General features: G+C 59.2%; 9 protein-coding genes. 6 read left to right on the top strand and 3 right to left on the bottom strand.

Features of this window, described 5'->3' with window-relative positions; all coding sequences use genetic code 11:
* Positions 1–242: 242 nt before the first annotated feature.
* Complete coding sequence (gene clpA, locus OC71_RS21690) at positions 243–2513, bottom strand: ATP-dependent Clp protease ATP-binding subunit ClpA (protein WP_041073244.1); 2271 nt, start codon at positions 2511–2513, stop codon at positions 243–245.
* Between the two features lie 30 nt (positions 2514–2543).
* A complete protein-coding gene (clpS, locus tag OC71_RS21685) occupies positions 2544–2927 on the bottom strand; it encodes an ATP-dependent Clp protease adapter ClpS (RefSeq protein WP_011334948.1) in 384 nt (127 codons plus the stop codon).
* Between the two features lie 224 nt (positions 2928–3151).
* Between clpS and OC71_RS21680 the strand changes: the two genes are divergently transcribed.
* Complete coding sequence (locus OC71_RS21680; protein ID WP_041073248.1) at positions 3152–3433, top strand: cold shock domain-containing protein; 282 nt, start codon at positions 3152–3154, stop codon at positions 3431–3433.
* Between the two features lie 79 nt (positions 3434–3512).
* Here the strand turns inward: OC71_RS21680 and icd are convergent, their stop codons facing one another.
* Complete coding sequence (gene icd / locus OC71_RS21675; protein WP_041073239.1) at positions 3513–4769, bottom strand: NADP-dependent isocitrate dehydrogenase; 1257 nt, start codon at positions 4767–4769, stop codon at positions 3513–3515.
* Between the two features lie 480 nt (positions 4770–5249).
* On the opposite strand from icd, the gene OC71_RS21670 reads away from it, so the two are divergent.
* The 5 genes from OC71_RS21670 to purB all read left to right on the top strand — a co-directional run bounded on the left by OC71_RS21670 (position 5250) and on the right by purB (position 11419).
* Positions 5250–7475 carry an NADP-dependent isocitrate dehydrogenase gene (locus OC71_RS21670; RefSeq protein ID WP_041073238.1) on the top strand — a complete coding sequence of 742 codons (2226 nt, stop codon included), beginning with the start codon at positions 5250–5252 and terminating at the stop codon, positions 7473–7475.
* Positions 7476–7670: 195 nt separating this feature from the next.
* Positions 7671–8117, top strand: coding sequence for an NUDIX hydrolase (locus OC71_RS21665; RefSeq protein WP_041073236.1), 447 nt, complete (start codon positions 7671–7673; stop codon positions 8115–8117).
* Between the two features lie 59 nt (positions 8118–8176).
* Positions 8177–9301: a tRNA 2-thiouridine(34) synthase MnmA gene (mnmA, locus tag OC71_RS21660; RefSeq protein ID WP_007920201.1), complete on the top strand. Its 1125-nt coding sequence runs from the start codon at positions 8177–8179 to the stop codon at positions 9299–9301.
* The gene (gene hflD, locus OC71_RS21655; RefSeq protein WP_041073234.1) at positions 9298–9921 is read left to right on the top strand and encodes a high frequency lysogenization protein HflD; all 624 of its coding nucleotides are present in this window, start codon (positions 9298–9300) and stop codon (positions 9919–9921) included. The genes mnmA and hflD overlap by 4 nt, the downstream gene beginning before the upstream one ends.
* A 127-nt stretch (positions 9922–10048) precedes the next feature.
* A complete protein-coding gene (purB, locus tag OC71_RS21650; RefSeq protein WP_027614666.1) occupies positions 10049–11419 on the top strand; it encodes an adenylosuccinate lyase in 1371 nt (456 codons plus the stop codon).
* The last annotated feature ends 83 nt before the right edge of the window (positions 11420–11502 follow it).

The following is an 11502-nucleotide window of genomic DNA, read 5'->3' as shown; positions in this document are numbered from 1 at the left end:
GAAGCAAACCGTAGGCGCTGCCCCCCGGATGAATCCCGCAGCGAAGGAACCCGAGCCTAAGCGAGGGCCGAACGTCAGGGCATAGACCTTTTGGTTACTTTTGGGGCGTTTGCCAAAAGTGACCCGCCGTAAGGGCGGAACCCTAAGCCGCCGTTACCGCAGCAACGGATATACACCCAAAAAGATCAGACAACAAAAAAGGCGCCCGAAGGCGCCTTTCGCTTTACAACAGACCAACACCGTCAGGCCATCTCCGCCGTAGTCTCGAAGTCAAACGTCAACTCACCATCCTTGATGTCGATGTGTACCACACCGCCATGCTCGGCCAGCTCGCCAAACAGAATCTCCTCCGCCAGCGGACGCTTGATCTTGTCCTGGATCAGACGCGCCATTGGACGTGCGCCCATCGCCGAGTCGTAACCACCGGCCGCCAGCCAACTGCGCGCCGCATCGGTAACCTCCAGCAACACACGCTTGTCTTCCAGCTGCGCCTGCAGTTCGGTAAGGAACTTGTCCACCACACTTTTGATGACCTCATGGCTGAGGCGACCAAACTGGATAATGGTGTCCAGACGGTTACGGAACTCCGGCGTGAAGCTCTTCTTGATCACTTCCATCGCATCGGACGAGTGGTCCTGATGAGTGAAGCCGATCGAAGCCCGCGCTGCCGTCTCGGCGCCGGCGTTGGTGGTCATGATGATGATCACGTTGCGGAAGTCCGCCTTGCGCCCGTTGTTGTCGGTGAGCGTACCGTGGTCCATCACCTGCAGCAGCAGGTTGAAGACTTCCGGATGCGCCTTCTCGATTTCATCGAGCAGCAACACGCAGTGCGGCTGCTTGGTGATCGCTTCGGTCAACAGACCGCCCTGATCAAAGCCGACATAGCCTGGAGGCGCACCGATCAGACGCGATACGGTGTGGCGCTCCATGTACTCGGACATGTCGAAGCGCACCAGTTCGATGCCCAACGCCTTGGCCAGTTGCCGCGCAGCCTCGGTTTTGCCGACACCGGTTGGACCGGCGAACAGGAACGAACCGACTGGCTTGTCCGGCGACTTGAGGCCGGCGCGGGACAGTTTGATCGCGGTCGACAGCGAATCGATCGCCGCATCCTGACCAAACACCGTCAGCTTCAGGTCACGCTCCAGGTTACGCAGCAGTTCCTTGTCGGAGCTGGTGACGTGTTTCGGCGGAATCCGCGCGATCTTCGCCACGATGTCTTCAACCTGTGGCACGTCAATGCGCTTCACGCGCTTGTCGGCCGGCTGCAGACGCTGGTAGGCGCCCGCTTCGTCGATCACGTCGATGGCCTTGTCCGGCATATGCCTGTCATTGATGTAGCGCGATGCCAGTTCAGCAGCGGCGCGCAACGACTCATCGCTGTATTCGATGTTGTGGTGTTGCTCGAAACGCCCCTTCAGGCCGCGCAGGATACCGATAGTGTCTTCCACCGACGGCTCGACGACATCGACTTTCTGGAAGCGTCGTGCCAGCGCACGATCCTTCTCGAAGATGCCGCGAAATTCCTGGAACGTGGTCGAGCCGATGCAGCGAATGTCGCCAGACGACAGCAGCGGCTTGAGCAGGTTCGAGGCATCCATCACGCCACCGGACGCGGCACCCGCACCGATGATGGTGTGGATCTCGTCGATGAACAGGATCGCCTGCGGACGTTTTTTCAGTTCATTGAGCAGCGCCTTGAAGCGCTTCTCGAAATCACCGCGATACTTGGTGCCTGCAAGCAGAGCGCCGAGGTCGAGCGAATAAACGACACTGTTGGCCAACAGATCCGGCACCTGGTTGTCGACAATGCGCTTGGCCAGGCCTTCGGCAATCGCGGTTTTACCCACGCCTGCCTCGCCCACCAGCAGCGGATTGTTCTTGCGTCGACGCGCAAGGATCTGCGCGACACGCTCGACTTCCGTTTCGCGACCGACCAGCGGATCGATCCGACCCTGGCGCGCAAGTTCGTTGAGATTGCTGGCATAAGCATCCAGCGGATTGCCTGAAGAAGAAGACTCACCGCCCTCGTCGTCCTGCATGTCTTGTTCACCTTCAGAGTGATCGCCATGCCCCGGCACCTTGGAGATGCCATGGGCGATATAGTTGACGACATCAATGCGCGCAACGCTCTGCTGTTTCAGCAGGAACACCGCCTGACTCTCTTGCTCACTGAAGATTGCAACCAGCACGTTGGCGCCAGTCACTTCGCGTTTGCCCGAGCTCTGTACATGAAAAACAGCACGTTGCAGTACACGCTGGAAGCCCAGGGTTGGCTGGGTTTCGCGATCTTCGTCGTGGACGGGGATCAATGGCGTGGTTGAGTCGATGAACTCCTGCAGGTCGTGCTTGAGTTTGTCGAGGTTTGCGCCGCAGGCACGCAATACGGTGGCGGCAGCCTCATTGTCCAATAGGGCCAGCAGCAGGTGTTCGACGGTCATGAATTCATGACGCTTCGAACGAGCCTCCTTGAAGGCAAGATTGAGGGTGACTTCGAGCTCGCGGTTTAACATAGCTTCACCTCATACCCAAGTGGTCGGCGATTAACCGTCCTTCTCGATTTCACAGAGTAGCGGATGCTGGCTTTCCCTGGCGTACTGGTTGACCTGCATGGCCTTTGTCTCGGCGATGTCGCGGGTAAACACTCCACATACTGCCCGTCCTTCTGTGTGAACGGCCAGCATGACCTTGGTCGCCAGCTCGCGATTCAGGTTAAAAAACACCTCGAGCACTTCGACGACGAAATCCATCGGTGTGTAGTCATCGTTGAACAAAACCACCTTGTACATCGGCGGCGCCTGTAACGCAGGCTTTGCTTCCTGAACAGCAACGCCTGCCGAATCGTCGTCGTGCTCCTGTGGAAGATCCTTTTGGAGAAGCGGGCGATCCTGATTGAATGTTAGTCGAATCTGGCTGATTGCATGCATGGAAAGAAAGGTTCGTCAGTTGTGCAAATACAGTGGTGGGGGCGGCTGTACACCTTTTCAACTCCGACTGCCCGGTCACCTTGACTATCGGGAAAACGGTGTTACAACCAATAGAGCCCACAGTGGGTAAAAAAGATCCGCGGAGTCAATCTTTTTAACGGATTCGATTGCGGATGAATTGGATGATACTCCAGCGATGGAGACTGTTGCAGAGGGATTTGAGCATGGCTGTCGGCAAGGTGAAATGGTTCAACAATGCCAAGGGGTTCGGTTTCATTAACACTGACTCCCGCGAGGGGAAGGACGAGGACGGCAAGGACATCGATTTCTTTGCCCACTACTCCGCCATTGAAATGGACGGGTACAAAACCCTTAAAGCCGGGCAAATCGTCAAATTCGAGATCGTGCAAGGGCCCAAAGGCCTGCACGCCACAAAAATTCAGAATGTCGAGGCCGCAAAAGATAGTGCCTCGACCGCCGCTCATCACCAATCCGTGACCAACTGAAGCGACCCGGACACCTGCCAGAAAACAGACCGCCCGGCTCGATCACTCGAGCCGGGCGATTTTGTTGCGACTGCCGTTCTTACATGTGCTTGACGATCGCCTCACCGAAGCCCGAAGAAGACACCAGCGTGGCGCCTTCCATCAGACGTTCGAAGTCGTAAGTCACGGTTTTGGCCTTGATGGCGCCATTGGTGCCCTTGATGATCAGGTCAGCCGCTTCGGTCCAGCCCAGATGACGCAGCATCATCTCGGCCGACAGAATCACCGAGCCCGGGTTGACCTGATCCTTGCCGGCGTACTTCGGCGCGGTACCGTGGGTCGCCTCGAACATGGCCACGGTGTCGGACAGGTTGGCGCCCGGCGCGATACCGATACCGCCCACTTCAGCCGCCAGGGCATCGGAGAGGTAGTCACCGTTGAGGTTCAGCGTGGCGATCACATCGTATTCGGCCGGACGCAGCAGGATCTGCTGGAGCATGGCGTCGGCGATGGCATCCTTGACGATGACTTCACGGCCGGTTTTCGGGTTCTTGAATTTCATCCATGGGCCGCCATCGAGCAGCTCGGCGCCGAATTCTTCCTTCGCCACCTCGTAACCCCAGTCCTTGAAGGCACCTTCGGTGAATTTCATGATGTTGCCCTTGTGCACGATGGTCAGCGACTTGCGGTCGTTGTCCACCACGTACTGCAGGGCCTTGCGCACCAGGCGCTTGGTGCCTTCCTTGGAAACAGGCTTGATGCCGATACCGCAATCCTGGTCGAAACGGATCTTGGTGACGCCCATTTCTTCTTTCAGAAACTTGATGACCTTGGTGGCCTCAGGGGAGCCGGCCTTCCACTCGATGCCGGCATAGATGTCTTCGGAGTTCTCGCGAAAGATCACCATATCGACGTCGCCAGGCTTTTTCACCGGGCTCGGCACGCCTTCGAACCACACCACAGGGCGCAGGCAGACATAGAGATCGAGCTGCTGGCGCAGGGCAACGTTGAGGGAGCGGATGCCGCCACCGACCGGAGTGGTCAGCGGGCCCTTGATGGAGACCACGTAATCCTTGACGGCGTCCAGGGTTTCCTGGGGCAGCCAGGTGTCCTGGTCATAGACCTGAGTCGCTTTTTCGCCAGCATAAACCTCCATCCAGGAAATCTTGCGCTTGCCCCCATAGGCCTTGGCCACGGCAGCATCAACCACTTTGATCATCACCGGGCTGACGTCGACGCCAATGCCGTCACCTTCAATGAAGGGGATGATCGGGTTATCAGGAACATTGAGAGAATGGTCTGCATTGACGGTGATTTTGTCGCCGACGGCTGGAACCTGAATCTTCTTGTAACCCATGCTGAACTCCATTGTTTGGATTGAACATCTGGCTTGGTTCGAGCGTAACCCAGTTAAATCAACACGCAAACCCTCTGTTCACGGCGCGGGCACATCTGGTTTCGTACAAGCCTGAAAGCAAAGGGAAAAGCGCCAAACTCAAGCATTCCCGGCGACTCTACGCCCCACCCCGCCCTGCGACCTTTAGACCAATGGACGAGACCGGTTGCATATGAACCATCGGCAGATTGCCAGCTACCTATGTATAATGCCGCCCGCTGACCAAAGGGTCACGACGGCTGGCCTCTCTAGTACGAGACTTTCCGCCTGATTGGTCGGGTTGTTACCGCAGCCTGACTGCTTGACGCTCAACGATGCACCCAACATCACCGCGAAGATTCTCGACATTCGGTTCATGGATGACTTTGAACGAACGCGCTTACCCGGCGCCCCTCGAGTTTCTGCGCACGCTTTAGCAAAGAAGAGAGAGTTAATCCGAATATGCCCACCCGCTCGAAGATCATCTATACCTTCACCGACGAAGCTCCAGCCCTCGCCACCTATTCCCTGCTGCCGATCATCGAGGCTTACACCGCCTCGGCCGATATCGCCGTGGAAACCCGCGATATCTCTCTTGCAGCACGCATCCTGGCCAGCTTCCCCGAGCAACTGGGCGACAAAGCCGTAGCCGACCACCTCGCCGAACTGGGCGCCCTGGCCGTTACGCCTGAAGCCAACATCATCAAGCTGCCGAACATCAGTGCTTCGGTACCTCAGCTGCAAGCGGCGATCAAAGAGCTGCAAGCCCAGGGTTACAACCTGCCGGACTACCCGGAAACCGTGACCAACGACGCCGAAAAAGAAGCCAAGGCGCGTTACGATAAAGTCAAGGGCAGCGCCGTGAACCCGGTTCTGCGTGAAGGCAACTCCGACCGCCGCGCTCCGCTGTCGGTCAAGAACTATGCGCGCAAGCACCCGCACAAGATGGGCGCCTGGGCCAAAGACTCCAAGTCCCACGTCGCTCACATGAGCACCGGCGATTTCTACGGCAGCGAAAAAGCTGCCCTGATCGACGCCGCTGACGCTGTGAAGATCGAGCTGATCGCCAAAGATGGCACCGCGACCGTCCTGAAAGAAAAAACCAGCGTTCAGGCCGGCGAGATCCTCGACTGCGCCGTGATGAGCAAAAACGCCCTGCGTGCGTTCATCGCTGCTGAAATCGACAGCGCCAAGGCGCAAGGCGTACTGCTCTCGGTGCACCTGAAAGCGACCATGATGAAGGTCTCCGACCCGATCATGTTCGGCCAGATCGTTGCCGAGTTCTATAAAGACGCCCTGACCAAGCACGCTGACGTGCTGGCCCAGATCGGCTTCAACCTGAACAACGGCATTGGCGATCTGTACGCGCGCATCAAGGCCTTGCCGGCCGAGCAGCAAGCACAGATCGAAGCGGACATCGCAGCGGTCTACGCCGCGCGTCCGTCGCTGGCGATGGTCAACTCCGACAAGGGCATCACCAACCTGCACGTGCCGAGCGACGTTATCGTCGACGCCTCGATGCCGGCGATGATCCGTGACTCCGGCAAGATGTGGGGCACCGACGGTCAACTGCACGACACCAAGGCAGTGATCCCGGATCGTTGCTACGCCACCATCTACCAGGCCGTGATCGAAGATTGCAAAGCCAACGGCGCGTTCGATCCGACCACCATGGGCAGCGTGCCAAACGTTGGCCTGATGGCGAAGAAAGCCGAAGAGTACGGCTCGCACGACAAGACTTTCCAGATCAAGGCTGACGGCGTGGTTCGCGTCACCGACAGCAAGGGCAACCTGCTGATGGAACAGGCTGTTGAAGCCGGCGACATCTTCCGCATGTGCCAGACCAAAGACGCGCCGATTCAGGACTGGGTCAAACTGGCCGTCAACCGCGCTCGCGCCAGCAGCACCCCGGCGATCTTCTGGCTGGACCCGATGCGCGCCCACGACGGCGTGGTCATCGAGAAAGTTCAGGCGTACCTGAAGGATCACGACACCAGCGGTCTGGACATCCAGATCATGGCGCCGGTCGACGCCATGAAGTACACCCTGCAGCGCACCCGCGAAGGCAAGGACACCATTTCGGTGACCGGCAACGTCCTGCGCGACTACCTGACCGACCTGTTCCCGATCATGGAACTGGGCACCAGCGCCAAGATGCTGTCGATCGTGCCGCTGATGAACGGCGGCGGCCTGTTCGAAACCGGCGCTGGCGGTTCGGCACCGAAGCACGTGCAGCAACTGGTCGAAGAAAACTTCCTGCGCTGGGATTCGCTGGGCGAGTTCCTCGCGTTGGCAGCGTCCCTCGAGCATTTGGGTGTGAACTACAACAACCCGAAAGCACTGGTTCTGTCCAAGACCCTGGATCAGGCCACTGGCCAGTTCCTCGACAACAACAAGTCGCCATCGCGCAAAGTCGGCAACATCGATAACCGCGGCAGCCACTTCTACCTGGCGCTGTACTGGGCTCAGGCCCTGGCCGCCCAGACCGAAGACGCTGCACTGCAAGCGCAGTTCGCGACCCTGGCCAAAACCCTGACCGAGAACGAGGCGACCATCGTTGCCGAGCTCAACGCCGTGCAGGGCAAGCCAGTGGACATCGGTGGTTACTACCACGCCGACGCCGAGCTGATCAGCAAGGCCATGCGCCCAAGCGCAACTTTCAACGCGGCGATTGCTGCGCTGGTTTAAGGTTGTAATGCTGCAAAGAAGCCCCGGCCCAGTGCCGGGGTTTCTGTTTCCGAATACAACACAAAACCCTGTGGGAGCTGGCTTGCCAGCGATGGCGGCTTATCATTCAACATTGAAGGTGCCTGATCCACCGCTATCGCTGGCAAGCCAGCTCCCACAGTGAATCGGTTAAACCTGGATATTGAGGAAGGTTTTATGGAATGGCTCCCCCACATCACCGTCGCCACCATCGTCGAAGACAACGGCCGCTTCCTGATGGTCGAAGAGCACAAAGCCGGGCGTAACGTGCTCAACCAGCCCGCCGGTCATCTGGATCCGGACGAAACCCTGATCGACGCCGCCATCCGCGAAACCCTCGAGGAAACCGGCTGGGACGTGGAACCCACCGGCGTGATCGGGATTTACCTGTACACCGCACCGAGCAACGGCGTGACTTACCAGCGCGTGTGCTTCAGCGCCAAAGCGGTGAAACACCACCCGGACTATCAACTCGACGACGGCATCGTCGGCGCCAAGTGGTTGACCCGTAGCGAATTAATCGCTCAGCGCGACAACTGGCGCAGCGAGCTGATCATCCGCTGCATCGACGACTATCTGGCCGGCCATCACTTCAGTCTCGAACTGATCCGCCCTTCTCTTTAGCCTTGAGGCCGTGAGCCTGCTAGAATCGCGTCCTTTTTCAAGACACTCATTGAATCCCTATGCGTGATCCAGCCCCTTCTGACACATCCAAGAAGCGCGTCATTGTCGGCATGTCCGGCGGCGTGGACTCTTCCGTTTCCGCTCTCCTGCTGATCGAGCAGGGTTACGAGGTGGAAGGCCTGTTCATGAAGAACTGGGAAGAAGACGACGGAACGGAATACTGCACCGCCATGGATGACCTGGCGGATGCCCAGGCCGTGTGCGACAAGATCGGCATCAAGCTGCACACCGCCAACTTTGCCGCCGAGTACTGGGACAACGTGTTCGAGCACTTCCTCGCCGAATACAAGGCCGGACGCACGCCGAACCCGGACATCCTGTGCAACCGCGAGATCAAGTTCAAGGCATTCCTCGACTACGCCATGATGCTTGGCGCCGACCTGATCGCCACCGGCCACTACGTGCGCCGTCGCGACATCGATGGTCGTACCGAACTGCTCAAGGGCCTCGATCCGAACAAGGACCAGAGCTACTTCCTGCACGCTGTCGGCGGCGAACAGATCGCCAAGACCCTGTTCCCGGTCGGTGAACTGGAAAAGCCCGAAGTGCGCGCCATTGCCGAGAAATACGAGCTGGCGACCGCCAAGAAGAAGGATTCCACCGGGATCTGCTTCATCGGCGAGCGACGCTTCAGCGACTTCCTCAAGCAATACCTGCCGGCGCAACCGGGCGAGATCAAAACCACCGAAGGCGAAGTCATCGGCCGTCACCACGGCTTGATGTACCACACCATCGGTCAGCGTCAGGGCTTGGGTATCGGCGGCCTGAAAGATGCCGGCGACGAGCCGTGGTACGTGCTGCGCAAGGATCTGGACAGCAACGAGCTGATCGTCGGCCAAGGCAACAACCATCCGTGGCTGTTCTCCAGCGCCCTGCTCGCTTCGGAAATCTACTGGGTCAATCCGATCGACCTGAGCCAGCCGCTGCGCCTGACCGCCAAAGTGCGTTATCGCCAGAGCGATCAGGCCTGCACCCTGGAAAAAACCGCCAGCGGCTACCGTGCCGTGTTCGACGAACCGCAACGTGCGGTAACCCCGGGTCAGTCCGTGGTGTTCTATGACGGTGAAATCTGCCTCGGTGGCGGCGTGATCGAAGTTGCCGAGCCGTGGAGCGGCCAGGCATGAGCCCGACTCAGGAGCAACTGACGGCGCTGGGCGGCGTGTTTCTCGCCGCAGTGCTGGTCGACCGGATCGCCAAGACCGGCCAGACCAGCGAGGCCGGCCTGAGCTGCATGCTCGGCAGCCTGCTGGTACGCGACCCGAAAGACACACTGGACGTGTACGGCGGCGACGATATCAATTTGCGCGAAGGCTACCGTGCATTGATCGGCGCTCTTGAGCGCGACCCCAGCACCCTGCAGCGCGAACCGCTGCGCTACGCCCTGTCGATGCTCGGCCTCGAACGTCAATTGGCCAAGCGTGACGACATGCTCGACACCATTGGCAAGCGCTTGCCGCAGATCCAGTCGCAGGTCGAACATTTCGGCCCGGCCCACGAAAACGTGATCGCCGCTTGCGGTGCGCTGTATCAGGACACCTTGAGCACCCTGCGCCAGCGGATTCAGGTGCATGGCGACATGCGCAACCTGCAACAACCGAGCAATGCCTCGAAAATCCGCGCCCTGCTGCTGGCTGGCATCCGTTCGGCGCGCCTGTGGCGCCAGCTCGGCGGCCACCGCTGGCAGTTGGTGATCAGCCGGCGCAAGCTGCTCAAAGAGCTGTATCCGTTGATGCGCAGCGAGTAAATCGTCGCGCAATAAAAGTTTTGTAGTCTGTAGCGCGTAATACGCCGGTCAGTTGGCAACGGACCGGCGGATTTTTTCATGTATGATACGCGCCCCATTTCGTTGCCCGACTGTCCGAGAACACCCCATGCAGCTCTCTTCGCTCACTGCGGTTTCCCCTGTTGACGGCCGCTACGCCGGCAAAACCCAGGCCCTGCGCCCGATTTTCAGCGAGTACGGCCTGATCCGTGCCCGCGTCCTGGTTGAAGTGCGCTGGCTCCAGCGCCTGGCCGCCCACGCCGGTATCCCGGAAGTGCCCGCCTTCTCCGCCGAGGCCAACGCCGTTCTCAATGAACTGGCTGAAAACTTCTCGCTGGAGCACGCCGAGCGCGTCAAAGAGATCGAGCGCACCACCAACCACGACGTCAAGGCGATCGAATACCTGCTCAAGGAGCAGGCGGCCAAGCTGCCGGAGCTGGCCAAGGTCAGCGAGTTCATTCACTTTGCCTGCACCAGTGAAGACATCAACAACCTGTCCCACGCCCTGATGCTGCGCGAAGGCCGTGACGACGTGATGCTGCCGCTGATGCGCCAGACTGCCAACGCCATCCGCGAACTGGCAATCCGTTTCGCCGACGTGCCGATGCTGTCGCGCACCCACGGTCAACCGGCCTCCCCGACCACGCTGGGCAAAGAGCTGGCGAACGTGGTTTACCGTCTCGAGCGTCAGATCGCTCAAGTCGCTGCCGTGCCGCTGCTGGGCAAGATCAACGGCGCCGTAGGCAACTACAACGCGCACCTGTCGGCCTACCCGCAGATCGACTGGGAAGCCAACGCCCGCGCCTTCATCGAAGACGAGCTGGGTCTGGGCTTCAACCCGTACACCACACAGATCGAACCGCACGACTACATCGCCGAACTGTTCGACGCCATTGCGCGCTTCAACACCATCCTGATCGACTTCGACCGTGACATCTGGGGCTACATTTCCCTGGGTTATTTCAAACAGCGCACCATCGCTGGCGAAATCGGTTCGTCGACCATGCCGCACAAGGTCAACCCGATCGACTTCGAAAACTCCGAAGGCAACCTGGGCATCGCCAACGCACTGTTCCAGCACCTGGCGAGCAAACTGCCGATCTCCCGCTGGCAGCGCGACCTGACCGACTCCACCGTACTGCGCAACCTCGGTGTGGGCTTCGCTCACAGCGTGATCGCCTACGAAGCCAGCCTCAAAGGCATCAGCAAGCTTGAGCTGAACGCTGACAAGATCGCTGCCGATCTGGACGCTTGCTGGGAAGTATTGGCCGAGCCGATCCAGACCGTAATGCGCCGCTACAACATCGAAAACCCGTACGAGAAGCTGAAAGAACTGACCCGCGGCAAGGGCATCAGCCCTGAAGCGCTGCAGACTTTCATCGACGGCCTGGACATGCCAGCCGAAGCGAAAGCCGAGCTGAAACAGCTGACCCCGGCCAACTACATCGGCAACGCTGTGGCGCAAGCCAAACGCATCTGATTCACCGCTTGACCCGTTTGAGACGCCCGGCCGCGCCGGGCGTTTTTATTCCCGTCTGAAAAATGCTTTTTTTCAATAGGTTA

Origin of the sequence: Pseudomonas sp. W15Feb9B (assembly GCF_000828175.1) — a bacterium.
Classification (GTDB): domain Bacteria; phylum Pseudomonadota; class Gammaproteobacteria; order Pseudomonadales; family Pseudomonadaceae; genus Aquipseudomonas; species Aquipseudomonas parakoreensis.
This window is presented reverse-complemented; position numbering and strand designations above follow the sequence as displayed.

Coding starts and splice junctions, on each gene's coding strand:
- clpA (WP_041073244.1), bottom strand. CDS start 2,513: ATGTTAAACCGCGAGCTCGAAGTCACCCTCAATCTTGCCTTCAAGGAG.
- clpS (WP_011334948.1), bottom strand. CDS start 2,927: ATGCATGCAATCAGCCAGATTCGACTAACATTCAATCAGGATCGCCCG.
- OC71_RS21680 (WP_041073248.1), top strand. CDS start 3,152: ATGGCTGTCGGCAAGGTGAAATGGTTCAACAATGCCAAGGGGTTCGGT.
- icd (WP_041073239.1), bottom strand. CDS start 4,769: ATGGGTTACAAGAAGATTCAGGTTCCAGCCGTCGGCGACAAAATCACC.
- OC71_RS21670 (WP_041073238.1), top strand. CDS start 5,250: ATGCCCACCCGCTCGAAGATCATCTATACCTTCACCGACGAAGCTCCA.
- OC71_RS21665 (WP_041073236.1), top strand. CDS start 7,671: ATGGAATGGCTCCCCCACATCACCGTCGCCACCATCGTCGAAGACAAC.
- mnmA (WP_007920201.1), top strand. CDS start 8,177: ATGCGTGATCCAGCCCCTTCTGACACATCCAAGAAGCGCGTCATTGTC.
- hflD (WP_041073234.1), top strand. CDS start 9,298: ATGAGCCCGACTCAGGAGCAACTGACGGCGCTGGGCGGCGTGTTTCTC.
- purB (WP_027614666.1), top strand. CDS start 10,049: ATGCAGCTCTCTTCGCTCACTGCGGTTTCCCCTGTTGACGGCCGCTAC.